This window comes from Nocardiopsis sp. NPDC050513, assembly GCF_044457925.1.
Classification (GTDB): Bacteria; Actinomycetota; Actinomycetes; order Streptosporangiales; family Streptosporangiaceae; genus Nocardiopsis.
Genome location: NZ_JBITHK010000003.1, coordinates 353,002 through 376,847 on the forward strand (window position 1 = coordinate 353,002; position 23,846 = coordinate 376,847).

The following is a 23,846-nucleotide window of genomic DNA, read 5'->3' on the forward strand; positions in this document are numbered from 1 at the left end:
CGGACGGGGCGGTGCCGGGACCACGCCGCGCAGCGGTCACGCGCGACCGGACGGGCGCGTGCCTCCCCGTGCTCAGTCCCCGATCTGATCGTCCAGGGCCGTGGTCCGTTTGCGCGCCAGGAAGGTCGCGGCGGTTCCACCGCCGACGGCGACCACCGCCGCGACCACCAGCGCGGCGAGCGAGCCGCCCGTCGTCGCCAGCCGGTGGTCCGAGGGGTCGCGGGTCGGGCCCGGGCTCGGCTTCGGGGAGGACGTGGGGCTGGCGGTCGGGGTCGGGGACGGGCTCGGCGAACGGTCGCCGCCGCCCGGGTCCCCGGTGGCGCCCGGCTCGTACGTCGAGCCCAGCGCCCGCGCCTCCGCGAACTCCACGACCAGCCGGTCGGCGTCCTCGTCGCCGACCTGGACCCACACGGTCAGCCACGACCGCACGCCCTGTCCGTCCCAGCCCTCGTCCTCGTCCTCGAACGTGGACTCGTTGACCGCGAAACCGACGCTGACCCGGAACTCCTCGATCACCGCCCCCTCCTCGTCCAGGTAGGCGACGCGGTCGTCCACCACGTATCCGGTGTCGCTGTCCTCCACGGACTCCACGTCGACGCCGAACGCGGTCAGCTCCCCGTACTCCAGCGACGCCTCCGTGCGGCCGTCGTATCCGGCGGAGGCGCTCGACACCACGTCGGTAAGGCTGAACCCGACCGTGTCGACGTCACCGGCCACGGTCGCGGCCACGCCGCCGTCCAGGAACAGCACGTCGTCGGCGGCACCGGAGGTGGGGGTCTCGGCCGGCTCCGGGCCGGTGTCCGGCGAGGCGGTCTCGCCGTCGAGCGGGTCCCCGTCTCCGCTGGGCTCCTGGCCCGGCTCCCCGGCCGACGGACCGGGGTCGGGGGGTGCGGTCTCGGCGGCGGTCGGCGTGGCTTCCGGAGCGCTCGGGGACTCCGGCGCCGACGGGGAGGCGGTGGCGTCCGGACCGCTGCCGCCCGCCCCCTCGTCCGGCGCGGCGGCGGTGGTCACCGGCGCCCAGCCCTCCGGGGGTTCGACCAGGCCGAGGTCGACGAGGTCGGCCGCGCCCAGGCGGACGGTCGCCGTCTCCAGGGTGGTCGTCGCGTGCGCGCCCTCGGCGTCGATCGACGCGCCGGCCTCCCCGCTGATCGTCGCGTAGGGGGCGAGCGGGCCGAGGAGGATCCCGGTCGCGGCGGTGTCCTCGACGTCGTCGCCGAAGGCGGTGGCCGTCGCGTGGGCGGCGAGGAGGTCGCCGTCGGCCGCCCTCGCCTGGGCCGTGCCCCACACGAGTTCGTCCGCGACCGCGGGAGTCGCGAAGGCGGCGCCGAACGCACCGAGAGCGGTGAACAGGGCACCGGCTCCGAGGAGCCGACGAGCGGTCAACTTGGGGGGAGTCACCACGACACTCCTGTCGTCTCAGGGGGATGCCGGGTCCGGTTCACGCCGGGGTCCGCCGCTGGGGCGGGGGTCGGCGACAACCGGTCGGCCGGGGGGAGGGAGCGTGGAACGGGGGGTGGCGGGGCCGGGGTCGCACGCGTTCGGGAGGCGTTCCAGGACCGCTCGCGGCGCCGGGGCCGCGCTGTCGGTGGGCCCGGTCGCGCGTGCTGTCCACCGCCCCGGATACGGCATTGGGTCGTCCTCGCTTCCTCGACGACCGGACAACGGCGGACGAGCGCGGGAAGTTCCGTGGCCGACGGCGACGCGAAGGGCCCCGGGGCGTTCACCCCGGGGCCCTCAGGCACGGATCAGGCGTTCCGACGCCTCGACGGCTCTCGCCGACCGACTCAGCCCTCGCTGGACTCGTCGGCGGCGGGCGCGTTCTTCCGGCGGCGGGCGAAGAAGGCGGCGAGGCCACCGCCGGTGGCGATCGCGGCGCCGGCGGCGATCAGGCCGACGACCGGGGAACCGGTCTGGGCGAGCGACTCGGAGCCGCGCTGCTCGGGCTTGGCCGCGGGCTTCTCGCGCTCGGCGGGCGGGTTCTGCTCGTCGGCGTCGCCGTTGTCCTGGCCGTCGTCGCCGTCGCCGCCGTCGTGCGTCTCCTCGGTGATGCTGGCGATGGTCTCACCCAGCGGGTGGGAGACCGCGAACTGCTCGGGCACGGAGAGTTCGAGCACACCGGCGGTGTAGGCGTCGGTCCAGGAGAAGCCCGCCTCCTCGACCTCCCAGACGTCCGTGTACTCGGTGACGGCGACCGTGGCGTCGACCTCGTTGACGTTGTAGGCGATGTTGCCGGGAACGACCGAGTGGACGACCTCGCCGTCCCAGGACTGGATGGTGCTGATCAGCGTGCCGCGGATCGTGACGTCCAGGACGATCTCGTCCTCACCGCTGGTGAGCTCGGAGTTCTCCTCGTCGAGCTCGACGACCTCGTTCTCCGCGTCGGCGGAGGGCTCCTCGGTCGGCTGCGCGTCCGGCTCGACGTCCGCGTCGGCGCCGGGGTCGGCCGGATCGGCGGGGTCGGCCAGGTCCGCGGGGTCGGAGGGGTCCGCGGGGTCGGAGGGGGCCGCGGGGTCCCCCTCGCCCTCGTCGGTCTCCTCTTCTTCCGAGGGCTCCTCGGAGGGCTCCTCGGAGGGCTCCTCGTCGGTCTCCTCCTCGCCCTCCTCCTCGAACTCGTCGAGGAAGCCGTCGAGGTCACCGGCGGTGATCTGGATCCGGGCGCTCTCCACCACGGTCAGGGCCTCGACGCCGTCCGCGTCGATCCGGGCGGAGGTCTCGGCGTCGACCGTCAGGAACTCGTCGACCGCGCCCGAGAAGGCGTTGCCGGCGGAGTCCTCGGTGCCGATGGCCGTGGACGCCTCACCGTAACCACCGGCGATGTCGGCGTAGGCCCAGCCGTACCGGTAGACGTCGGCGCTCGCGGGAACGGCCGTGGCGATCGTGAGCGCACCGAGGGCGGCGAAGGCGGCGCCGCCCTGGATGATGCGTCGGGCCGAGAAACGGGCAGTGTCGTTCAAGTCAATCCTCATTCGGATCGTCCCAACCCGCACTGTCGGGCTGGCCTGGTCGTGCGAACCGCCGCCCACGGGGTCGGAACGCATCGGAACGCGGGGCACGAACCAGGGGCTGATGGGGGAGGGAGACAGGGCCTCATGACCGTCTCCACAGGGAACAGGGGGTCGCGGCGGCGGCTCCGACGTGCGCGGACACCTGACCGCCCGGACGGGGACCACGTCCCGTTCCTTAACGAGGATCATACTTCGACCGAATAGTCTGGTTCATCCGAATATGCATTACGGAATAGTCACATTGGAAACTCTGTCACCCAGTGCGACCATTTCGGATGTTTCTTCAGATAGTTCGTGGAATGTGTAAACCTGACGCCGTGCCACGCGTCCCAACAATGCGCTCTCCTCCCGCGGTCCCCGTCTCCACCCGGATCCGGGGCTCTCTCCCCGCCTCCCGGCCCCCGCGAACCGCTACGTTGTGGGCATGCCCGCCTCCGCATCGCCGGGGCCCGTCGGTCTCCAGCGCGTCGCGCTGCCCCTGACCGCCCTGGCCCTGCTCCTGACCTCCGCCTGCACCACCCCCTCCAACGCCTCGGACGGCCCCACCGCCGCTCCCCCACTGCCCGCCCCCGACGACGGGGACGGCGGCTCCGGCGACGACCCCGCCACCGGCCCCTCCGGCGACGACTCCTCGGGCGACGTGCCCGACGGCCCTCTCAGCGACCGCGTCGTGGTCATCGACCCCGGACACAACGGCGGCAACGCGGACGCCCCCGACGAGATCAACGCGATGGTGCCCGCGGGCCCCAGGGAGAAGGCCTGCGACACCGTCGGTTCGGAGACCGCAGACGGCTACGCGGAGCACGCGTTCAACTGGGAGCTGTCCCTGCTCGTCCGCGACCGCCTGGAGGCGGACGGCGCCACGGTCGTCCTCACCCGGAGCGACGACGAGGGCGTGGGACCCTGCATCGACGAGCGGGCCCGTATCGGCAACGAGGTCGACGCGGACGCCTCCGTGTCCATCCACGCCGACGGCGGCCCCGAGTCCGGCCGCGGATTCCACGTGATCACGCCCGGCGACGTCCCCGGGTTCACCGACAACATCGTCGAGCCCTCCCGTCTGCTGGCCGAGGACCTGCGCCGCGAGTACCGGGAGGGGACCGACGTCCCCTACGCCGACTACCTGGCCGACGAGGGCCTCGACGAGCGCACGGACCTGGGCGGGCTGAACATGTCCGACGTCCCCAAGGTCTTCCTGGAGGCCGGGAACCTGCGCAACCCCGAGGACGCGGCGCTGCTGACCGACCCCGCGTGGCGAGAGCGCGCGGCGGACGCGATCGCCCGCGGCGTGGCCGTGTACCTCCTGCGGAGCTGACCGGGCCGCGTCCGCACCCGGCCACGTGCGGGATGTGGCGCGCGAGACGGGCGGATCGGCATAATTGCGGCATGAGCTCCCCCAAGCCCCTGCCCTTTCCCGCGCCCTTCTTCGACGTCGTGCTGCGCGGCTACGACCGGCCCACCGTCGACGCGCTCGTCTCACGGGCGTACGCGACCCTCCTCGCGGGGACCTTTCCGACGCGGACGTTCGCCCTGGACCCCCTGCTCGGGTTGGACGGGGCCGAGCCGATCACCGTCCAGGAGTTGCGCGCGGCCAGCATCGACGTGGTCCTGCGGGGATACGACCGCGCCCAGGTGGAGGACATCCTGAACGCCGTCGAGGGCCACCTCGCGGAGGCCGAATCACGGAATGGCCAGCAATAAGCCCCTGAGAACCTCCTGAACTGCACAATGGGGACCATGCCTCTGACAGCGGCGGACATCCGCAACAAGAAGTTCCACACGGTGCGTCTGCGCCCGGGCTACAGCGAGGAGGACGTCGACGCCCTCCTCGACCAGGTCGAGGCCACGCTGGTGGCCCTGGAGGGCGGCTCCAGGTCCGGCCCGCTGCTCACGGCCGACGACGTGCGCAACGCGCGGTTCCGGACCACCCGGTTCAGCCCCGGCTACCGGGAGGACGAGGTGGACGACTTCCTCGACATCGTCGCCGCGGACCTCGCCGGACGCGGACTCGGCGGCCCCTCCGGTCCGCCGCCGCTGCCGAGCCACCCCTCCCCCGGCGCCGCCCACGGACGGGGCGGCTACCCGGCCGCCGGCCCCCAGACGCGGGCGTACGGGCACGACACGGGGCGGCGGCCCCGTCTCACGGCGGCGGCCGTCAGGGAGCAGCAGTTCGCCACGACCCGTCTGACCACGGGCTACAACGAGCAGGAGGTCGACGACTTCCTGGACCGGGCCGAGTACACGATCGACGCCCTCCAGCAGGGCCGTCCGGAGCGGGCGACGCTCACCGCCGCCGAGGTCGAACGGGTCCAGTTCGCCACCACGCGGGCGCGGCCCGGGTACGACCCGGCGCAGGTGGACCGGTTCCTGGATGTGCTCGCCGAGGAGCTCCGGCGGTTCGAGGAGGCCGACGAGGGTTTCTGAGCCGCCGACGGACACGCCGTCCCCAGGCAACCCCATACCCAGGGCAGCGAAAAGTAATATTCCGTTACAGGGAGTAGCGAGCTTCCACTGTACACGGACCGCGGCCCGAGGGGAGGCAGGATGCCGCACGGGACGCCCCCGGGCAGCGGCGCGCGCGCCCGGACAGCGCACGGACCGCCGTACTGTTCACCGACCGTCCGAACGGGCGGCGCGCACGCCCGCGTGGACGGTGTCCCGCCGATGGGCGCGTGCGGGATGGCGGACGAGGAACTCGTCCCGGCTCCGGCGCACCCGTGGGAGACCCCGCTCCTGGTCGTGAGCGTGCTGGTGGGAGCGTTGGCGACCGCGGCCCTCGTCCACACCCTGTGGACGGCGACGGGGTCGTGGGTCTGCGCGGCGGCCGCGGCGGCCTGCCCGCCCGCCGTGTGCTGGACGGCGCGGGGACTGCGGTACGCCCGCGAGCGGGCCGAGTCGGTCAAGATCTCGCCCACGCAGTTCCCCGAGGCCTACCGTGCGGTGGTGACGCTGTCCGCCGCGATGGGACTGCCCCGCCCCCCGGAGGCCTACGTCCGGCCGACCCGCGCCCGGGCGGCCACGGACGCCGCCGCGCACCGGCTGAGACGGTACCTCGTGCTGTCGCACGAGCTGTTCGGTCCCGACGGCCGGCCCCGGGACCCCGACGCGCTGGCCTTCCTCGTGGCGCACCAGATCGGCCACGTGGCCGCGGGGCACACGTCGTTCTGGCGGCGGGTGGCCACGCTCGGCGCGGAGCTGGTGCCGGGGCTGGGCTCGGCGCTGTCGCGCGTGACGGAGTACACCGCCGACAACCACGCCTACGCGCACCATCCGGAGGGCGCCCACGCGGTGCGGCTCTTCGCCGGGGGGCCGGAGCTGTACACGCGGGTGAACATGGGCGAGATGGCGGACCGGGCGCGCACCGACCGCGGGGGATCGCTGCTGCTGTACCACCTGCTCAGCCGACGGCCGAGCAACACCCGGCGGATGGCGGCGCTGCGCGACCGCAAGCGCCGCGGCCGGGTGTTCCTCTGACTCCGAAACCGAAGGTCAGCACCGGAAAGGACTTGACGCGGTCGAACGCCTGTTCGATAAACTGTACGCGTGAGTCTTCTGAACGAACGGATCGACGTCCGCTCCACGAGCGGTGATCACCCCGCCAGGTTCACGTGGCGGGGCCACACCTACCGCGTGCGCAGGATCATCGGCGACTGGCCCGCGCGTGCCGGGACGCCCGGGGCGCCCGCCACGCAGACGCACCTCCTGCGCGTCTCGGCGGAGTCGGAGGCCGGAGAGCCCAGCATCATCGACATCACGCGCGACGTCTCCTCCGACCACTGGACGATGCGTCGCCAGTGGCACTGAGACCGGGGCAGCGCAACCCCGCCGCGACCGCCCTTCCCGCCGTCCGGGGGAGGGGCGGTCGCGTGTTTCGCGGGGTGCGGCCCACCTCCGCGCCGCCCTCGTCGCACCGCTGGGACGCGACGGCGTGGAACGCGGGGAGGAGGGCATCCGTCCCCGCCGGTTCCCGGCCACCGCGGGGACGCGGGACGCCGGTCACAGCCGATCGGACGCCGAACTCCGGGCCCGGTCCTCAGGGCCGGGACGCCGACAGGTGGAAATACGGCTCGATCCGGTCCTCGCGGGCCCAGGCGATCCGGTCGAGGATGCGGCGCGGCATCTCCGGCAGGCCGTCCACGGGGAACCAACGCACGTCCAGGGTCTCGTCCCCGGAGGCGTCCGGTTCGCCGCCGACGTAGCGGCAGCGGAAGGCGATGTCGAGCATCTGCACGACGTCGCCGTTGGGGTAGGTGTAGGGCTCCTGGGCGACGACGCTGGTCAACCGCTCGACCTCGACGGTCAGCCCGGTCTCCTCCCACACCTCGCGGACGGCGGTCGCGGCGGGCTGTTCACCGGGCTCCAGGATGCCGCCGGGCGTGCACCAGCGCCCGTCGTCGGGGCGCTGGTGGAGGAGCACGTCGTCGTTGTCGCCGAGGACCACGGCCGTCACCCCGGTGAGGGGGAGCAGTCCGTGGCCGACGTGTCGGCGCAGTTCCACGATGAAGTCCGGGACCGGCATGGCCGCAGCCTATCGGCGGTGGGGCGCGCGTGGGGCCGGAAGGCCCGGGAGTCAGCGGGACCGGGCGGCGCGGAGGTCGGCGTACTCGTGGGCGAGGATCGACATGAGGACCGCGTCGTGCCACTCCCCGTCCCAGTACAGGTGGTCGCGCCACACGCCCTCGCGGACGAAGCCGGACCGCTCGTAGGACTTCTGGGCGTTGCCGTTGAAGTCGAACACCTGGAGCGCCACCCGGTGCAGGCCCGCGACGGTGAAGGCGTACTCCAGGACCAGGTCGGTGGCCTCCGTGCCGTAGCCCCGACCGGTGAACGCCATGTCGTTGAGGGCGACGCGGTAGTCCGCGCCGCCGTTGTCCGCGTCGAGGTCGAGGAGCGCGCAGTCGCCGACGCAGACGCCGTCCTCGTTCCGGAGGATCACCCAGTCGGCGCGGTCGGCGTGCTCGGGCCGGGAGGCGGCCCACGCGCGGACCTGCTCCTCGGTGAAGCGCCGGTGGGTGCCGGTCAGGCGCCGCACCTCGGGGTCCAGGTCGACGACGGCGCGGACGAGGTGTTCCCCCGTCCGCGCGTCGACCGGTTCGAGTCGGACGCGGTCACCGGTGAGGACGGGCTGGTCACGGAAGACGTCGGCGGGCACCATGCCCGGATCCAACCACGGGGGCCGTCCGCGGCCAAGCGGTTTTCCCCCGCGGCCCCCGGCGGATGATCCACTCGGCCACGGCGAGGTTGACCACCCAGCCCGCTCCCATGAGCAGCGCCCGGGTCAGCTCGCCGGGCACACCGAGGACCAGCATCCAGGGCAGGTGGGTGAGGACCTGCGTGCCCGCGCCCTGGCCGATCGCGTACCCGCGGATCATCCAGGCCCGGTGCCGGGCGATGTCGCCCCGCCGCACCGCGACGACGGCGAGGACCAGGGACAGGGCCATGGCCGTGCCGAACACGAGCCGCTGGCCGCCGAGGAGGAGGTTGTCGTCGATCTCGGGAAGGTCGTAGAACACGGTCATCCACATCCCCGAGACCGCCGCCGTGATCCCCAGCGGCACCAGCAGCCGTCCGGAGGCGCGGTGCCAGCCGATCCGGCGGCGGCGCAGGCCCGGGGCGAACTGCACGGCCCCGAGCAGGCAGTACACGCTGGCGCTGACGATGTGCAGCACCACGGGCACGGGGTCGTCGAAGAAGCGGGCGTTCTCCGGGGTGACCTGCGCTCCCCCGGTCAACGCGCCCAGCCGGACGGCCCCGGCGATCACGGGGACGGCGCTGAGCACGGTCAGCGAGACGAGGACGAACCAGTCCGCTCTGGCTCTGGAGGGGGTCACGACGGGTCCCTTCGGTCGGTCGTCGACGGCATGGCTCCACCGTGACCGGTGAGGGGACAGCGGCGCATCGGCACTCCGGTCCGAGCCGACTCGGCCGAAAGTACGGGCGCGGGACCGTGCCTTCGGCCGCGCGTCCCCAGCCCTCAGCTCCCGGAGGACCCGTTCCCCACGCGGTGGGTCTCGTAGGCCCACATGGCGATCTCGACGCGGTTCCGGGCGCCGAGCTTGGCCATCAGACTGGCGATGTGGGTCTTGACGGTGCTGAGCGAGATGTGGAACTCGGCGCCGATCTCGCCGTTGGTCCGCCCGCGGGCGACGGCGGCGAGGATCTGCTCCTCCCGGCCCGTCAGCGCCTCGACGGGCGGCCTCGGCGGTGCCGCGGGACCGGAGTCCGCGAACGTCCGGAGCAGCCGCGCGGTGACGCTGGGGGCGATGAGCGCGTCGCCCCCTGCCGCGGCCCGGACCGCCTGCGCGAGCAGGCCGGGGCCGGCGTCCTTGAGCAGGAAGCCCCTGGCTCCGGCCCTGAGGGCGGCGTAGACGTAGTCGTCGAGGTCGAAGACGGTGATGACGACGACGGCGAGGGGGTCGTCCACGGTGGGCCCGGCCAGCGCGCGGGTGGCCTCGATGCCGTCGGCGCCCGGCATCCGGACGTCGAACAGGCACACGTCGGGGCGCAGGCGCCGCGCGAGCGCGACCGCCTCCCGCCCGTCGGCGGCCTGTCCGACGACCTCGATGTCCGGCTGGGCGTCGAGGATCATCGCCAGGCCGGTGCGCACGATCTCCTGGTCGTCGGCGACGAGCACCCGGATGCTCACACCGCCCCTCCGTTCCTGGGCAGGACGGCGGTCACGGTCCAGCCCCCGCCCGGGTCGGGAGCCGCCTCGCAGCTCCCTCCGAGCAGGCCGGCGCGTTCGAACATGCCGGTGAGTCCGTATCCGCGGGAGGCCGTCGGGCGCACGGCGTCGCCGTCGTCGCTCACGCGCAGGCGGACCGACGTGTCGTCGGCGGTGACGCGGACCTCGACACGGGTCGCGTTGCGGGCGTGGCGCCGGGCGTTGGTGACGGACTCCTGGGCCAGGCGGAACACCGCCGCCGCGACGGACGGGGGCAGGTCGTCGACGGCGCCGTCGACCTCCACCTGGACGGACGGGCCGGACCGGTCGCGGCCCGCGAGCCGCCGGAGGTCGCCGACGCCCGGATGGGGCGCCAGGTCCGCCGGATCGCTCCGGCGCAGGGCGCGCACCATGGCGCGCATCTCGGTGAGGGCGCGCGCCGCCTCGGACTCGATCACCCTGAGCGCGTCGACCGCGGCGCCCGGCCGCGACTCCGCCGTCACCAGGCCCGCCTGGGCGCGGATCGCCATCGCCGAGACGTGGTGGGCGACGGTGTCGTGCAGGTCGCGGGCGACCCGTTCGCGTTCGCGCAGCCTGACCTGGTCGAGTTCGCGCGCCCGCGCCTTGGCCCGGAAGCGCAGCGCGGCGCCCAGGGCGCCCACCGAGAACAGCACGGCGAACCCGCCGACGGTGTCGGCGACGCCGTCGACGACCGCGCCCACGCCGGACTGGGCGAGCACGATCACCGCTCCGGCCACGATCTCGCGTCCGGAGCCCCACCGCACCAGGGCGTACGGCAGGAGCAAGAGGTAGGCCATCGTGTACATGGCCGCGGACGTGCCGCCCGTCAGCAGGGGGAACGCGGCCGAGACCCCGAAGGCGACCGCCAGCACCGCCAGTGGGCGGGTGCGGCGCCACGGCAGGGTGAGCGCGAGCCCGGCGACGACCGCCACCGTCAGGGCCCGCCACGGCAGATCCGGCCGCAGGAGGCCCTCGACCACCGCGACCGCCACGAGTGCCCCGACCAGCGCCCAGTCCCACCGTGTCCGCGGCGGCGGGTCGGAGGGGCGGGGTTCGTCCCACACCGACCGGAGGAGGGTGTCCACGAGCAGCATGGTACGAGAGGGGGCACCGCCCTCGGATCGGCCAGAAGTACGAGTCCGCGTACCGGACGCCCGCCGCGCGCGGGAGGAGTTCCCCGGCTTCCAGGAGCGCGGGCACGGTCGTCCGAGGCGGTCAGGAGACCAGCGATCGGCCGGTCGGCGCCAGCCGCAGGGTCCGGGGCGCCGCCGCCTGCTCCCGCTCGATGCCCGGCAGGATCCCGTCCCGCACGCTTGGATGGGCCCGCACGGCGTCGAGGTGCTCCCGGCCGGCGTCCTCGTCGGGGTACGAGGAGAAGACCGCGGTGACGTTCACTCCCGTGCGGACCGGGAGCCTGGGGAAGGTGTTGCGCGCCGTCTCGGTGGTGAGGGCGGCGAGCGGACCGGGTCCCGTCCTGGGAAGCACCGGGAGGAGACCGTCCCGGATCAGCGCGGCGCCGTCGTGTCGCCCGGGGTGGAAATCCCACACGGTGGCCGTCACGCATCGTTCCGGCGCCGGGGCGCCGACCGGTGGACGCCCGGTCGGCGAGACGGCGAAACCGCTCCCCTCCGACAGAGGACGCAGCAGGAGGACGTCGTCGGAGTCGGCCATGGTGGCGTTGGCCTGGGGACCGTGCTCGGCCCAGACGGGGCCGCCGTAGAAGGCCGCCAGCGCGCGGCGCCGCCGCTCCATGTCCGGGAACCCGCGCAGCCAGACGAAGCGATCCGGATCGTCGAGGTCCCGGAACTGGCCGAGCACGGCCATCCCGGCCTCCTCCTGGGTTTCGACGAATTCCCGGTCGAACAGCTCGATGAGCTCGTCGCGCCGGCCGGGACGCAGCGTGTACTGGCGAAGCTCGATCACGGCGAGGGGGCCGACGGGATCGGTGGCGGACATGGCAGGCTCCTGTTCGGTTCACGTCCGGGCGCGGGTTCCCGGCTCGCGGGTCGGAGCCGGGCGCGAGTCGACGGTAGGGGAGGCGTGTGCCAGGCACTGTCAGGGTTTCCGAGGGGAGAACGCGCTCATGTCCGCTGGTCGACTGCTGTCGGTCCTGCTGTCCCTGCAATCCCGTGGCCGCATGTCCGCGCGCCGGATCGCCGAGGAGCAGGGCGTGTCCGTGCGCACCGCCTACCGTGACCTGGCTCGTCTGCAGGCCGCCGGGGTCCCGGTCTACGCGGAGCCCGGCCGGGGAGGCGGCTACCAGCTGCTCGACGGCTATCGGACGCGCCTGACCGGGATGAGCGAGGGAGAGGCGAGGGCGCTGTTCCTGGCCGGGCTGCCCGGCCCCGCCGCCGACCTGGGGCTGGCGGAGGAGGTCGCCGCCGCGCGGCTGAAGCTGCTGGCCTCGCTGCCGAGCGGGCCGCGCGAGGAGGCGGCGCGGACCGCGGCGGCCTTCCACCTGGACGCCCCGGGCTGGTACCGGGAGCCGGAGCGGACGCCGTATCTGCCGCTGTTCGTCGAGGCGGTGCTCACCCAGCACGCGGTGGACGTGCTCTACCGCCGCTGGCGCGCACCGCGGGAGGTGCGTCGCCGGCTTCGCTCCTACGGCCTGGTGCTCAAGTCCGGTGTCTGGTACCTCGTGGCCGCCGCGGAGAGCCGGATCTCGACCTACCGCGTCTCCCAGGTCCTCGACGCGACGGTGACCGACGAGCGGTTCGACCGGCCCCGCGACTTCGACCTCGGTTCGTACTGGACCTCCTACCTGGATGATTTTCACAAACGCCGCTACACCGGAACGGCCACCGTCCGGCTGTCCCCGCGGGGACTCCGGCGCCTGCCCGACAACGTCCCGCCGGAGGTGGTGAGAGCGGTCGACTCCACCGCGGCCCCCGTCGGCGACAGCGGATGGGTCGAGGCGGTCATCCCGACGGAGAGCACCGAGCACGCGTGCGGTGAGCTGCTGCGGCTCGGCGTCGACGTGGAGGTCGTCGCGCCGGACGAACTGCGCCGGGCCATGGCCGACACGGTGGCCGCGCTCGCCCGGGCCTACGGAGTCGAGTGACCGGCCGACTCGCGCGTCCGGCGGTCACGTCCGCCGGGGCGGGAACGCCCCCGGCGCGCGGCGGGACCCGCGTCGGTCACTCGGCCGGCGGCGGTGTGAACGGCTCGCCCTCGCCCATGTGCGCCCGCGCGCCCACGGGCAGGGCGACGACCGCCTCGAACGGCTCTCCGTGCGGGTTGGCCAGGGCGAACCGGGTCCGCGCGGGAACGACGACCGCGTCCCCCTCCCTGACCTCGTGGTCGACGCCGTCGAGCGTCGCCACGGCGGCCCCGGCCACCGCGACCAGCACCTCCTCGCGGTCGAACCAGTGCTCGGCCCCGGGCGCGCCGGGGTGGACGCGCGTGCGCCAGACGCAGGTCTCCTCGGCGCCGCGGCTGGGCGCGGCCAGACCGGTGAAGGTGGCGTGGGGCAGGCTGAACGTCGGGGCGGAGGCCCCGGAGATGATCGGCATGTGAACTCCTCAACCTCAGTTGTACAACCATAGTTGTAGAATAGACCGCGCGACCGCGTCAACCCCTGGAGCACGCATGGATCTGAACGACGACCTCGGCGCCCGGCTCGGGCTGGCCTTCCAGCAGATGGCGGGCGAGCTGCACGCCCACCTGGCGGAGGCCGGGTTCACCGACCTGCGCCAGAGCTTCGGTTTCGCGTTCAAGCTGCTCGCCAGGGAGCGGCTGACCACCAGCCAGCTGGCCGCGCGGATGGGCGTCACGCACCAGGGCGCGGCGAAGACGGTCGAGGACATGGTGGCGGCGGGCTACGTCGAGCGGGTGCCGGACCCGTCGGACGGCCGGGTCAGGCGGCTGGTCCTGACCGAGCGGTGCCGCGCGCTCATGGCCAGCGCCCACGCGTTCCACCAGGAGTTCGAGCGGCGGCTCACCGAGCGCCTCGGGCCGGAGCACGTCGCCGCCACCCGGGCGGTCCTCGACGCGATCGTGGCCCGCAGCGACTCCCGGGACGGCCTCGAACGCGCGCTCCCGCCGCTGGCGTAGCCGCCGGTCGCCCCGCGCGACCCGGAGGAGATCTCCCGCCGGGCCCGCGCGGAGTTCCCGGGCTTCCAGGCGTACATCGACGCCCAGTGCCGGTAGGGAGAGGACCGGGTCCGGGCGCGCCGGACCCGGGTCCGGCTCAGCGCGACGCGCCCTCGAAGACGTCGTCGGCCCACGCGGTGACCCGCTCGGACATGTCCCCGTCGCCGTCGAGGATGTGCCATGCGAACACGTCGCGCTCGTGCGCCAGGATCTCGGCCTCCCACACGCAGGGGGCCAGTCCCGCGCGCGCCGGTCGGAGGAGGTCGGGACGTTCGGCGGGGCCGGTGAAGATCCCGAGGTCGGACATGTGGCCCTCGATCCAGCTGTGGACGAGGACGTAGTCGCCGTCGCCGCCCGCGTGCACGATGAGGACGGCCAGCCCCAGGGATCCGCGGGCGGCGCCGAGTGCCAGGTGGCCCTCCGCGATCCGCACCGCCTCGGCCTCGTCCTGCTCGGTCACGGTGCGCCCGGGGGCCTCCAAGGCGTAGACCTTGACGAGGTGTCCGCTGATCTCCCGGCAGTCCAGGGGGTGGACGTCGCGTTCGTGGTGGCCTTCGGCCAGGGCGAGGAGTGCGTTCGCGTCGACTGCTGCGGGTAGGCCCGCGTGTTCGCTCATCCGGTCATTATGCGCAAAAGCGCCGTCAGTTCGCCCTCCGGTGGGGGCGGAGGGGCCCACAGCCGGTCAGGGCACCGACCCTGTCCTGCGGACCGCGTGAACGCTAGGCTCCGGCCGTGGACCGAGAAACCGTCACGCCCGAGACCCTCGCCCAGCCCGCGGATCCGGCTCCGGCGAACGACTACGACGGCTTCGCCGAGGCGTACGCGGCGGACAACGAGACCAACCTCCAGAACGCGTACTACGAGCGGCCCGCGATGCTGGCCCTCGCGGGGGACGTGACCGGCCGCCGGATCCTGGACGCAGGCTGCGGCGCGGGCCCCCTGTCCGCCGCTCTGCGGGACCGCGGCGCCGACGTCACCGGCGTCGACGCCAGCGCCGGGATGCTGGCGTTGGCCAGGCGTCGGCTCGGTGACGACGCGGACCTGCGCGTGGTCGACCTGAGCGGCCCCCTCCCGTTCGCCGACGGCGCGTTCGACGACGTGGTCGCGTCGCTGGTGCTGCACTACCTGGAGGACTGGGGGCCGACGCTGGCCGAGATGCGGCGCGTGCTCAGGCCCGGCGGACGCCTGATCGCGTCGGTGCAGCATCCGTTCGCGGACTACGTGATCCAGAACCCCCGGCCCGACTATTTCGCGACCACCGCCTACTCCGACGATTTCACGTTCCACGGGCGGTCCGCCACGCTGAGGTTCTGGCGCAGGCCGTTGCACGCGATGACCGACGCCTTCACCGCCGCCGGCTTCCGCCTCTCCGTCATCAGCGAGCCGCGGCCCGACCCGGCCGCCCGTGACCTGTTCCCCGAGGACTTCCACGCACTGTCGACCCGGATCGGCTTCCTCTTCTTCGTCGTCGAGGCGCCGCCGACGGCCACCGCCCGCGGCGAGTGAGACGCCGTCCGCCCCTCCCACGGCGGGGGCGGACGGTGGCCTACGCGGCGAGCGGCACCCGGGTGGCGGTGTCGCGCTCGACGAGGGCGCGGACCTGCCCGGGATCCGGGGACGGGTGGCCGTCAGGCGCGGGGATCGAAGTCCTCGGGCCGGAGCGGCCGACCGGGCAGCCGGGCCGTCCTCGGCGAGTTCACCGTCAAGCGCGTGAACGCGCTCAAGCCGCGCGTCCAGGAGATCGTGGACGAGCACGTCGACGCGATGCTGGCCGGACCCCGCCCCGTCGACCTGGTCCGCGCCCTGTCCCTGCCCGTGCCGTCCCTGGTGATCAGCGAACTGCTCGGCGTGCCCTACTCCGACCACGAGTTCTTCCAGACCAACTCCGCCACGCTCGTGAGCCACACCGCGACCCCCGAGGAGCAGAGGAACGCGACCGTCGCCCTGGCCGTCTACCTGGACAAACTCCTCCAGGACAAGGAGGCCGACCCCGCGGACGACCTGCTGAGCCGCCAGATCCTCCGCCAGCGCGAGGACAACGGCGAGGTCGACCGCACCGACCTGATGGGCCTGTCCTTCCTCCTGCTCAGCGCCGGGCACGAGACCACGGCCAACATGATCTCGCTCAGCGTGCTCAAGCTGGCGCAGGAGCCGGCGGCACGTGAGGCGATCCGCCAGGACCCCGCCAAGACCCTGCCCGCCGTCGAGGAACTGCTCCGGTACTTCACCATCGCCGAACAGGCGGTCGGCCGGGTCGCCTCCGAGGACCTGGAGCTGGGCGGCCAGGTCATCCCCGCCGGGGACGGCGTCGTCCCCCTCGCCCACGCCGCGAACCGCGACCCGCGGGCGTTCACCGACCCCGACGCCTTCGACATCGACCGCGGCGCCCGCAACCACCTGACCTTCGGCTACGGCCCGCACCAGTGCGTCGGCCAGAACCTCGCCCGCCTGGAGCTGCAGATCGTTCTCGACACCCTGCTGCGCAGGATCCCCGGCATCCGGCCCGCGGTACCCGTCGAGGAGCTGCCGTTCAAGCACGACGCGATCGTCTACGGCATCCACGAGTTCCCGGTCACCTGGTGAGTCGGCCGATCACCACCACAGCGTTCACAGAGAGAGGAAGGACCCGGCCGTGAAGATCAGCGTGGAAGAGGACAGGTGCTGCGGAGCGGGCCAGTGCGTGCTGCTGGCGCCGGAGGTGTTCGACCAGCGTGACGACGACGGGATCGTGGTCCTGCTCGACGCGGCGCCGGACGGACCGCTGCACGAGGCCGTCCGCGAGTCCGCGGCCGTGTGCCCGGCGGCGGCGATCCACATCGACGAAGTCGCATGACGCCGTCGAGGGTCCTGGTCGTGGGCGCCTCCGCCGCCGGGCTGGCGACGGCGGAGGCCCTGCGCCGCAAGGGATACCGTGGCGGACTCACTCTGCTGGACGCGGAGAACCACCCGCCCTACGACCGGCCGCCCCTGTCGAAACAGGTCCTCTCGGGGGCCTGGACGCCCGACCGGGTCCGGCTCAGGTCCGACGAGGCGCTGAGCGCCGTGAACGCCGAGTTCGTCCTCGGCGACCCGGCGGTCAGGCTGGACGCCGCGACCCGCGAGGTCACCACCGCGTCCGGCCGGGTGCTGGACGCCGACGCGGTCGTCGTGGCCACCGGGCTGCGACCCCGTACCCTGCCCGGCCAGGACGGGCTGTCGGGGGTCCACGTGCTGCGCACCCTCGACGACGCGCTCGGCCTGCGGGCGGCGCTGACCGCGGGAGGGACCCGGGTGGCGGTGGTCGGTGACGGCGTGCTCGGCGCGGAGGTCGCGGCCACCGCACGCGGCATGGGTCTGGAGGTCACCCTGCTCGGCCCCCAGACCGCCCCGCTCGCCGCCCAGTTCGGCCCGCTCGTCGCCGGACTGCTCGCCGACCTGCACACTGGGCACGGCGTGCGGTTGCGGCTCGGCCTCGGGGTCGACGCGCTCGTCGGCGTCCAGGGGCGCGTCACCGGCGTGCGTCTGGCCGACGGCGCCGTGGTGCCCGCCGACGTGGTCGTCGTGGCCGTCGGCGCGGCCCCGGCCACGGACTGGCTCGACGGGAGCGGGCTCACGGTGGCCGACGGGGTGGTGTGCGACGCGCACTGCCGGGCGGCCGAGGGGATCTACGCGGTCGGCGACGTCGCCCGCTGGGACCACCGGGGGCTCGGTGGGTCGACGCGGCTGGAGAACCGGACCAACGCCACCGAACAGGCCGCCGCCGTGGCGGCCGGCATCCTCGGTGAGGGGCGGCCCTACACCCCGGTGCCGTACCTGTGGACCGACCAGTTCGACGTCAAGGTACAGGTGTACGGAACCGTGGGCGCCGACGCCGACACGGCGGTGGTGGACGGCGACCCGGACCAGGGCCGCTTCGTCGCCCTCTACGGACGCCGGGGGCGGGTGACCGGTGTGCTCGGGTGGAACATGCCCAGGCAGACCCGCGTGCGTCGCGGACTCGTCGTCGACGCCGCGTCCTGGGACGCCGTCACGGCGTCGTGAGCGCACCCGGTTCACAGCGCGGGGTCCGCACCCGGGGTGCGGGCCCCGCGTTCCCCCCGGCGTTCGCGCGGCGCGTGATGCCGTCCGGCCCGCCCCCGAGGGGCGGTGCCCGGCGGCACGGCGGAAGCCTCCTGGCCGCGGTCAACCTTCGCGGCGCGAGGGGCGGTTCGGCTCAGGGGCCGCCCCCTCCCGCGTGACCTCGGCGGAGAACTCCTGCACCCCGATGACGGACAGCAGCTCCAGCTGGTCGACCGCCGGAGTCCCCGGCTGGGCGCTGAACCACAGGAGCCGTTGACGGCCGTCCTCGCTCTGCAGGTTCTGGCAGTCGAGTTCGATCACACCGAGGGTCGGGTGCACGATCCGCTTGCTGTCCAGTCGACGCACGGCGACGTCCCCGGTGTCCCACAGCGTCGCGAACTCCTCGCTGCGTCGGCGCAGCGACGCGATCATCCTCGCCGTCTCGGAGTCCCGGCCGTGTCGGGCGGCCGCCGCGCGCAGGTCGGCGACGAACACCTGGGAGTGGTGGGGGTGGTCGGCCTCGGGATAGATCCCCCGGCTGTCCGGGTCGGTGAACCAGCGGTAGGCGAAGCTGGCCTTCGGGCCGTGCCCGACGGGCGCCTCGCCGAGCAGTGCCTTGGCCAACCGGTTCTGGAACAGGACCTCGTGCAGGTCGGAGATGACCATGGCGGGCGTGGACTCCAGCCGGTCCAGCAGACGCAGCATGCCCGGCTCCACGTGCGCGGTGGACCCGTGTTCGGCGGGCACGGGGCGGCCGGCGAGGCGGAACGCGTAGTCGCGTTCGTCGTGGGTCAGGCGCAGGGCCCGGGCCAGCGCCGCGAGCATCTGCGCGGACGGCTGCGCGCCGCGGCCCCGTTCCAGCTCCGTGTAGTAGTCCACCGACGCACCGGCGAGCACGGCCACCTCGTCGCGGCGCAGCCCCGGCACGCGGCGACGCGGGCCGGGGTTCAGCCCGGCGTCGGCGGGTCGGATCCGGTCGCGGCGGGACTTGAGGAAGACACCGAGCTCTACGAGGTCCATGCCGTCCATTCTCGCTCGTGGACGGCGGCTGAGACAGGGGACGCCGACCCCAGGGTGAGCGCCCATCTGGCTGCCCCGCGGCTCCGGACCGATGGTGAGAGGGAGCCGCCGGACCCGGCCAGGGTCGGGACGGCGATGTCGACACCCGTGCGGGCCCCGCCCAGTGCACGGAGAAAGGTAGAGCCACCGTGTCCACTTCCTCAGCCACCACCCCGATCGGCGACGCGGCCACCGGCCGGGTCGCCGTGGTCACCGGCGGTTCGCGCGGTATCGGCCGCGAGAGCGCGGTCCGCCTCGCCCGCGACGGATTCGCCGTCGTCGTGAACTACGCCGACGGCAAGGAGGCCGCCGAGTCCGTCGTCGACGAGATCCTCGCCGCGGGCGGTCGGGCGACCGCCGTCCGGGCCGACGTGGCCGACGAGACGGCGGCGTCGGCCCTGTTCGACGCCGCCGAGTCCGAGTTCGGCGGCGTCGACGTGGTCGTCCACGCGGCGGGCCGGGTGCTGATCACGCCGGTCGCCGAACTCGACCTGGACGCCCTGGACGCCCTGCACCGCACCAACATCCGCGGGACGTTCGTGATCGCCCAGCAGGCGGCCCGCCGGGTCCGCGACCAGGGCGCCGTCATCACCTTCTCCTCCTCGGTGGTCGGCCTCGCCTTCCCCGGCTACGGCGCGTACAGCGCCAGCAAGGGAGCCGTGGACGCCCTCACCCTGATCCTGGCCCGGGAGCTGCGCGGCCGCGGGATCACCGCCAACAGCGTGGCGCCCGGCCCCACCGCCACCGACCTGTTCCTCCAGGGCAAGGACGAGGAGACGATCGCGCGCCTGGCCGCCCAACCCCCGCTGGAGCGGCTGGGGACGCCGACCGACATCGCCGAGGTCGTCTCGTTCCTCGCCTCGCCCGGCGGCCACTGGGTCAACGGCCAGGTCGTGCGCGCCAACGGAGGGATCATCTGATGGGCACGGCCGAGGAGTCCGCCACGGCCCCGGGCGCGTCCCAGGCGATCCTGGTCACCGGCGCCTCCAGCGGGTTCGGTGCGCTCACCGTCCGGGCCCTCGCCCGGGCCGGGCACACCGTCTTCGCGGGGATGCGCCAGACGGCCACCCGCAACGCCGCCGCCGTCGCCGACCTCGCGTGGTACGCCGAGAAGCACGGTGTGGCCGCCCACGCGGTGGACCTCGACGTCACCTCGCAGCGCTCGGCGGACGAGGCCGTGGGGCGGGTCCTGGACCGGGCCGGCCGCCTCGACACCGTCGTGCACAACGCCGGGCACATGTCGCTCGGCGCCGCCGAGGCCTTCACGCCCGACCAGATCGGCGACCTCCACGACGTCAACGTGCTGGGCACGCAGCGTGTCAACCGCGCGGCGCTGCCGCACATGCGCGACGCGGGGAGCGGGCTCCTGGTCTGGGTGGGCAGCTCCAGCACGCGCGGAGGTTGCCCGCCCTTCCTCGGCCCGTACTTCGCGGCCAAGGCCGCCATGGACGCCCTCGCCGTCAGCTACGCGGGCGAGCTCGTCCGGTTCGGGATCGACACGGCCATCGTCGTGCCCGGAGCCTTCCCCTCCGGAACCAACCACTTCGTGCACGCCGGAGCGCCGGAGGACACCGATCGGGCCGCGGTCTACCAGGACCGGTACACCGACGTGCTCGACGGCCTCGGCGACCGGCTCGCGGCGATCGTCCCCGAGGACGCCGACGCCTCGGAGGTGGCCGACGCCATCACCCGCGTCGTCGGCATGGCACCGGGGACCCGGCCGCTGCGCACCCACGTCGACCCGGGGCGCGACGGCAGCGAGGTCGTCTCGGCGGTCGCCGACCGCGTCAGGGCCGACTTCCTGCGCCGCGTCGGCCTGGCGGACCTGCTCACCAGGGGCAGTTCCCTCTGACGGCCGCGCGGAATCCCACAACACACCATCACACACACGAGGAGAGTCACATGCCCTTCGCGAACTTCAAGGTTCCCGCAGGCACCATCACCGCCGAGCAGAAGGAGAAGATCATCACCCGCACCACCGACCTGTACGCCGAGATCTACGGCGAGCAGGCCCGGCCGACCACCGTCGTCCTCGTCGACGAGGTCGTCGACGGCGGCTGGGGTGTGGCGGGCAACGTCCTGACCCTCGCCAAGATCCAGGCCATGGCGTCGGGCCAGGAACAGTCCGACTGACGGACGAGGTCGGAAAGCCGGATCCGGATCACCACGATCCGCCCGGTCCGTCCGGGGCCGCGGCCCGCGTTCCAGCGCGGGCCGCGGCCCTTCCGCGTCGCGGTGACCCCGTCCTCGCGCCGCACACCTCAGGCGGGCGCACTTCCGTCATGTCCGCGGGCCACACGCGCCGCCGTGTTCCGGTCGGGGTCCGGAGTCAGCCCTTCACCGCGGTCTCCGCGTAGATCCCCATGCGCGCCTGGGCGACCGGGCCGCCCTCGGCGAGCATCTCGTCCATGTCCGCCAACCGGCTGGCGGCGAGGCCGGCGAGGTGCTGCGGGCAGGTCCAGCCACGCCGCCTGGGCTCCCACTCCTCGGCGTAGTAGTCCTCCGCCTCCTGCGGGTCGACCAGGCACCCCATGATGATCGTCAGGTCCTCGGCGTCGGTGTCCGTCGGGTGCTCGGCCCCGCCGCAGTGGCACGGCATCGTCCTGAGCCGCGCCTCGGCGGCGACCAGGCCCCTGCGCGTGCCGTCGACGATCTCCCTGTCGTCACACCGCCAGCAGGCCCAGTAGACGACGGCCGCGAGTCCCAGCAGGGGGAGGATGATCGGCTCCGAGTTCCCGACCCCGGCCGACACGGACGATCCGAGGTAGTCGACGGTCACGTACGGCTCGCCGTGGGGGTAGTCGCAGACGATGCCGTCGATCCACCTGACCTCGTCCTTGTACTCCTCGCGGTCCTCCTCGGTGATCTCCAGCAGGCGGGCGTCGGCCTCGGAGAGGACCGGGGCGGCAGGGGTGGTGGGGGTGTCGCTCATGGCAGAGGAGTCTAGGGGGACCGGAGCGACGCTCCGGCCTCGGCGGACCGCGAGCGCGCCAGGGGCAGGAGGTGAACCCCTCCGCTCCGGCGGGCCGCACAAGCGGCCGTGCTCCCGCGGGGGAGAGCGGTCACTGCTCCGCCGAGGCCGCGCGCCAGCGGGCGAAGCGGTCGGCCCGTTCTGGCGGGTTGAGCCGACGGATCCATCCGGTTTCGCGCTCCGGGTCATCGTCGTCGGGATCCGAGACGGCGAAGACCACCACGTGATCGGCGCCCGGGCCGAAGGCGCCGTCGGCGACCAGCGATTCGAGCGCCGCCACACACGCCTCGTACACGGTGTCCCGGAACCTCGTGGACTCCGCCTCGCCGACGCTCTCCCGCGCGTCGCGCAGACACCGACAGATCGACGCGAACTCCTCGGCGGCGACGCCCTCCACCGCCCATTCGGCGGGCGTCCACTCGTAGTAGTCCGCGTCCGCGGGGTCCTCGGCCGTCAGCCGGTCGAGGTGCCGACGGGTGTTGGCCGCGCAGCACACCGTCATCGCGTCGGCGTCCGAATACAGGGCGTACCCGCACAGGTCCGCGTCGGGGCGGGCGTCGCGCAGCCCCGTGAAGGCGGCCAGTGCCGCCCGGACCACCTCCGCACGGAGCCGCTCCTCGCCGTGGGGCACGGCCGCACTGTCACCACGGGTCGATCCCATGCCCCGAGTATGCCCGGGCCCCTCCGGCCGGGGGCGGACGGGCGGCAGGTGCGTCGGCAGTCGACGGCCCCGGCGGACCGCGCACACCGTCGCCCGACTTCGGCGGCATCACTCGAACGGCCGGTGGCCGCCGCGCGCATTATATTTAGGACTTTTCGCGCATTTCCCACCAGGGGAACAAAAAGGGCTGGTTCTTCCCCTCGCCCGCCCTGAACTGGACAGACGACAAACCTGGTTCTCCCCCACCCCCTCCCACGCAGAAAAATTCGCCCCACCCCAAGAACTCCCCTAATCTTTCTCCCAACACAACCGCACACAAAAGACCCCGCGACGTTACACGCGTCCGGGGCCGTGGCCAGCAACTCACACCTTTAACCAAAGGATTGCCGACATGGGCTATTCTATCCGCGCCCTCCTGCGCGAAACCCTCCACACCCTCCGAGCCCTCCTCGCCCCCGCGCGCGGACGCCACTCCGCCGCCGCCCGCCGTCGCCGCTCCACCCGGGTCCGCCGCTACGCGCCGCTGCCCGCGCCGGAGCAGGCCGTCGCCCCCGCGCCGCGCCCGGCACCCCGGTTGACGCCCCCGCCCGCCCCGATCCCGGCCGAGGACGTCGCCCTGGTGCGCGGCTACTACCGGGCCTTCGAACGCGAGACGGCGCAGCGCCAGGCCGAGGCCCGCGCCCGCCTCGACCGCTGGAGCGCGAAGCCCCCGACCCCTCCGGCGCGCGTCCCCCAGCCCAGGCCGGTCCCGCCGGGCGACCTCCTCGCACCGACCCCGGAGACCGCCATGACCCTGGACGGCCGCGCGGACCGGACGGCGGTGGCGGTCTGATGCCGGAGCGCACCGAGGAACCCCGCCCGCTCGTGTTCTGGGAGCACCGCTCCTACCCCGGCCGTCTGGAGCGGCTGCGCGAGGTCCGCGCGGACCTCGCGACGGACCTGGCCGGGTTCGATCCGGACCTGGTGGCGACCGTGGAACTCGTGACCAGCGAACTCTTCGCGAACTGCGTCAAGTACACGGACTCGGGCAACGCTGGCGGCGAGGTCATCCGGGGCCTGTCCATGCCGCACGCTGGAGAGCTTCGGGTCTTCCTCAGCGACTGGGGCGGCCGGGGCGGCGTCCCGCGCATCCCCGAGGAGCGGAGCGGAGACGAGTGGGAGTGGGCGGAGGGCCAACGCGGGCTGCTGCTGGTCGAGAACCTGTCCACAGCCTGGGGACACTTCCGGCTCGCCCCGTAGGGCGACCTGGGCACACACGTCTGGGCGGGGTTCGCGGTCGAGCCCGGCGCCGCTCCCGCGGGGCTCCGCCCGTTCGTCTTCACCGTCTGACCGGCG

Annotated in this window: 28 protein-coding genes and 1 pseudogene; 16 read left to right on the forward strand and 13 right to left on the reverse strand. The window is 73.7% G+C overall.

The genetic code is table 11. The features are described 5' to 3' along the window. Positions 1 to 72: 72 nt before the first annotated feature. Both ACIBFB_RS06815 and ACIBFB_RS06820 read right to left on the reverse strand, forming a co-directional pair. The gene (locus ACIBFB_RS06815; RefSeq protein ID WP_397227061.1) at positions 73 to 1,398 is read right to left on the reverse strand and encodes a hypothetical protein; all 1,326 of its coding nucleotides are present in this window, start codon (positions 1,396 to 1,398) and stop codon (positions 73 to 75) included. A 386-nt stretch (positions 1,399 to 1,784) separates the two neighbouring features. Next, positions 1,785 to 2,954, reverse strand: coding sequence for an LPXTG cell wall anchor domain-containing protein (locus ACIBFB_RS06820; RefSeq protein ID WP_397227063.1), 1,170 nt, complete (start codon positions 2,952 to 2,954; stop codon positions 1,785 to 1,787). Between the two features lie 475 nt (positions 2,955 to 3,429). Here ACIBFB_RS06820 and ACIBFB_RS06825 point away from each other — a divergent pair, with 475 nt between their 5' ends. The 5 genes from ACIBFB_RS06825 (at position 3,430) to ACIBFB_RS06845 (ending at position 6,809) form a co-directional block, all read left to right on the forward strand. Next, positions 3,430 to 4,320 carry an N-acetylmuramoyl-L-alanine amidase gene (locus ACIBFB_RS06825; RefSeq protein ID WP_397227065.1) on the forward strand — a complete coding sequence of 297 codons (891 nt, stop codon included), beginning with the start codon at positions 3,430 to 3,432 and terminating at the stop codon, positions 4,318 to 4,320. Positions 4,321 to 4,391: 71 nt separating this feature from the next. Then, positions 4,392 to 4,706: a hypothetical protein gene (locus ACIBFB_RS06830; RefSeq protein WP_397227067.1), complete on the forward strand. Its 315-nt coding sequence runs from the start codon at positions 4,392 to 4,394 to the stop codon at positions 4,704 to 4,706. A gap of 27 nt (positions 4,707 to 4,733) precedes the next feature. Continuing rightward, positions 4,734 to 5,429: a DivIVA domain-containing protein gene (locus ACIBFB_RS06835; RefSeq protein ID WP_397227069.1), complete on the forward strand. Its 696-nt coding sequence runs from the start codon at positions 4,734 to 4,736 to the stop codon at positions 5,427 to 5,429. A 120-nt stretch (positions 5,430 to 5,549) separates the two neighbouring features. Continuing rightward, complete coding sequence (locus ACIBFB_RS06840) at positions 5,550 to 6,479, forward strand: peptidase M48 (RefSeq protein ID WP_397227071.1); 930 nt, start codon at positions 5,550 to 5,552, stop codon at positions 6,477 to 6,479. Positions 6,480 to 6,548: 69 nt separating this feature from the next. Continuing rightward, positions 6,549 to 6,809, forward strand: a complete 261-nt coding sequence (locus tag ACIBFB_RS06845) for a DUF6504 family protein (protein ID WP_397227073.1) — start codon at positions 6,549 to 6,551, stop codon at positions 6,807 to 6,809. A gap of 229 nt (positions 6,810 to 7,038) precedes the next feature. Here ACIBFB_RS06845 and ACIBFB_RS06850 read toward each other — a convergent pair whose 3' ends face one another. From ACIBFB_RS06850 to ACIBFB_RS06875, 6 genes are all read right to left on the reverse strand, one after another. Continuing rightward, positions 7,039 to 7,524, reverse strand: a complete 486-nt coding sequence (locus ACIBFB_RS06850) for an NUDIX hydrolase (RefSeq protein WP_397227075.1) — start codon at positions 7,522 to 7,524, stop codon at positions 7,039 to 7,041. A gap of 51 nt (positions 7,525 to 7,575) precedes the next feature. Further along, complete coding sequence (locus ACIBFB_RS06855) at positions 7,576 to 8,160, reverse strand: GNAT family N-acetyltransferase (RefSeq protein WP_397227077.1); 585 nt, start codon at positions 8,158 to 8,160, stop codon at positions 7,576 to 7,578. Further along, complete coding sequence (locus ACIBFB_RS06860) at positions 8,135 to 8,836, reverse strand: DUF2306 domain-containing protein (protein WP_397227079.1); 702 nt, start codon at positions 8,834 to 8,836, stop codon at positions 8,135 to 8,137. The genes ACIBFB_RS06855 and ACIBFB_RS06860 overlap by 26 nt, the downstream gene beginning before the upstream one ends. Before the next feature lie 143 nt (positions 8,837 to 8,979). Beyond that, positions 8,980 to 9,651 carry a response regulator gene (locus ACIBFB_RS06865; RefSeq protein WP_397227081.1) on the reverse strand — a complete coding sequence of 224 codons (672 nt, stop codon included), beginning with the start codon at positions 9,649 to 9,651 and terminating at the stop codon, positions 8,980 to 8,982. Beyond that, the gene (locus ACIBFB_RS06870) at positions 9,648 to 10,784 is read right to left on the reverse strand and encodes a sensor histidine kinase (RefSeq protein WP_397227083.1); all 1,137 of its coding nucleotides are present in this window, start codon (positions 10,782 to 10,784) and stop codon (positions 9,648 to 9,650) included. The genes ACIBFB_RS06865 and ACIBFB_RS06870 overlap by 4 nt, the downstream gene beginning before the upstream one ends. A gap of 121 nt (positions 10,785 to 10,905) precedes the next feature. Further along, positions 10,906 to 11,646, reverse strand: coding sequence for an NIPSNAP family protein (locus tag ACIBFB_RS06875; RefSeq protein WP_397227085.1), 741 nt, complete (start codon positions 11,644 to 11,646; stop codon positions 10,906 to 10,908). 127 nt (positions 11,647 to 11,773) lie between these two features. Here ACIBFB_RS06875 and ACIBFB_RS06880 point away from each other — a divergent pair, with 127 nt between their 5' ends. Continuing rightward, the gene (locus ACIBFB_RS06880) at positions 11,774 to 12,751 is read left to right on the forward strand and encodes a helix-turn-helix transcriptional regulator (protein ID WP_397227088.1); all 978 of its coding nucleotides are present in this window, start codon (positions 11,774 to 11,776) and stop codon (positions 12,749 to 12,751) included. Between the two features lie 76 nt (positions 12,752 to 12,827). On the opposite strand, the gene ACIBFB_RS06885 is transcribed toward ACIBFB_RS06880, so the two are convergent. Beyond that, positions 12,828 to 13,202 carry a cupin domain-containing protein gene (locus tag ACIBFB_RS06885; RefSeq protein ID WP_397227090.1) on the reverse strand — a complete coding sequence of 125 codons (375 nt, stop codon included), beginning with the start codon at positions 13,200 to 13,202 and terminating at the stop codon, positions 12,828 to 12,830. Positions 13,203 to 13,278: 76 nt separating this feature from the next. Between ACIBFB_RS06885 and ACIBFB_RS06890 the strand changes: the two genes are divergently transcribed. Beyond that, a complete protein-coding gene (locus ACIBFB_RS06890) occupies positions 13,279 to 13,743 on the forward strand; it encodes a MarR family winged helix-turn-helix transcriptional regulator (protein ID WP_397227092.1) in 465 nt (154 codons plus the stop codon). Between the two features lie 136 nt (positions 13,744 to 13,879). Here ACIBFB_RS06890 and ACIBFB_RS06895 read toward each other — a convergent pair whose 3' ends face one another. Next, positions 13,880 to 14,398: a hypothetical protein gene (locus ACIBFB_RS06895; protein WP_397227094.1), complete on the reverse strand. Its 519-nt coding sequence runs from the start codon at positions 14,396 to 14,398 to the stop codon at positions 13,880 to 13,882. Between the two features lie 116 nt (positions 14,399 to 14,514). Between ACIBFB_RS06895 and ACIBFB_RS06900 the strand changes: the two genes are divergently transcribed. The 4 genes from ACIBFB_RS06900 to ACIBFB_RS06915 all read left to right on the forward strand — a co-directional run bounded on the left by ACIBFB_RS06900 (position 14,515) and on the right by ACIBFB_RS06915 (position 17,802). After that, the gene (locus ACIBFB_RS06900) at positions 14,515 to 15,288 is read left to right on the forward strand and encodes a class I SAM-dependent methyltransferase (protein WP_397227096.1); all 774 of its coding nucleotides are present in this window, start codon (positions 14,515 to 14,517) and stop codon (positions 15,286 to 15,288) included. Between the two features lie 204 nt (positions 15,289 to 15,492). Beyond that, positions 15,493 to 16,365, forward strand: coding sequence for a cytochrome P450 (locus tag ACIBFB_RS06905; protein WP_397227098.1), 873 nt, complete (start codon positions 15,493 to 15,495; stop codon positions 16,363 to 16,365). Positions 16,366 to 16,414: 49 nt separating this feature from the next. Then, positions 16,415 to 16,615 (forward strand): ferredoxin, encoded by a 201-nt coding sequence (locus ACIBFB_RS06910; protein ID WP_397227100.1) that lies wholly within the window; start codon positions 16,415 to 16,417, stop codon positions 16,613 to 16,615. Then, positions 16,612 to 17,802 carry an NAD(P)/FAD-dependent oxidoreductase gene (locus tag ACIBFB_RS06915; protein ID WP_397227102.1) on the forward strand — a complete coding sequence of 397 codons (1,191 nt, stop codon included), beginning with the start codon at positions 16,612 to 16,614 and terminating at the stop codon, positions 17,800 to 17,802. Before ACIBFB_RS06910 ends, ACIBFB_RS06915 begins: the two co-directional genes overlap by 4 nt. A gap of 141 nt (positions 17,803 to 17,943) precedes the next feature. On the opposite strand, the gene ACIBFB_RS06920 is transcribed toward ACIBFB_RS06915, so the two are convergent. Then, positions 17,944 to 18,840, reverse strand: a complete 897-nt coding sequence (locus ACIBFB_RS06920; RefSeq protein WP_397227104.1) for a helix-turn-helix domain-containing protein — start codon at positions 18,838 to 18,840, stop codon at positions 17,944 to 17,946. A 188-nt stretch (positions 18,841 to 19,028) separates the two neighbouring features. Here ACIBFB_RS06920 and ACIBFB_RS06925 point away from each other — a divergent pair, with 188 nt between their 5' ends. Genes ACIBFB_RS06925 through ACIBFB_RS06935 form a run of 3 tightly spaced genes read left to right on the forward strand, consistent with a single transcriptional unit; the run spans position 19,029 to position 21,012 of the window. Further along, positions 19,029 to 19,799: an SDR family oxidoreductase gene (locus tag ACIBFB_RS06925; protein WP_397227106.1), complete on the forward strand. Its 771-nt coding sequence runs from the start codon at positions 19,029 to 19,031 to the stop codon at positions 19,797 to 19,799. Then, positions 19,799 to 20,731: an SDR family NAD(P)-dependent oxidoreductase gene (locus ACIBFB_RS06930; RefSeq protein WP_397227108.1), complete on the forward strand. Its 933-nt coding sequence runs from the start codon at positions 19,799 to 19,801 to the stop codon at positions 20,729 to 20,731. Before ACIBFB_RS06925 ends, ACIBFB_RS06930 begins: the two co-directional genes overlap by 1 nt. A 50-nt stretch (positions 20,732 to 20,781) precedes the next feature. Beyond that, positions 20,782 to 21,012, forward strand: a complete 231-nt coding sequence (locus ACIBFB_RS06935) for a tautomerase family protein (protein ID WP_397227110.1) — start codon at positions 20,782 to 20,784, stop codon at positions 21,010 to 21,012. A 196-nt stretch (positions 21,013 to 21,208) separates the two neighbouring features. On the opposite strand, the gene ACIBFB_RS06940 is transcribed toward ACIBFB_RS06935, so the two are convergent. After that, entirely contained in the window at positions 21,209 to 21,811 is a 603-nt protein-coding gene (locus ACIBFB_RS06940; RefSeq protein WP_397227112.1) for a hypothetical protein, read from the reverse strand. A gap of 130 nt (positions 21,812 to 21,941) precedes the next feature. Then, positions 21,942 to 22,511, reverse strand: coding sequence for a DUF4303 domain-containing protein (locus tag ACIBFB_RS06945; protein ID WP_397227114.1), 570 nt, complete (start codon positions 22,509 to 22,511; stop codon positions 21,942 to 21,944). 391 nt (positions 22,512 to 22,902) lie between these two features. On the opposite strand from ACIBFB_RS06945, the gene ACIBFB_RS06950 reads away from it, so the two are divergent. Both ACIBFB_RS06950 and ACIBFB_RS06955 read left to right on the forward strand, forming a co-directional pair. Next, on the forward strand, positions 22,903 to 23,343 hold the full coding sequence (locus ACIBFB_RS06950; RefSeq protein WP_397227116.1) for a hypothetical protein: 441 nt from the start codon (positions 22,903 to 22,905) through the stop codon (positions 23,341 to 23,343). After that, positions 23,343 to 23,840, forward strand: a pseudogene (locus tag ACIBFB_RS06955) (ATP-binding protein). Before ACIBFB_RS06950 ends, ACIBFB_RS06955 begins: the two are co-directional and overlap by 1 nt. The last annotated feature ends 6 nt before the right edge of the window (positions 23,841 to 23,846 follow it).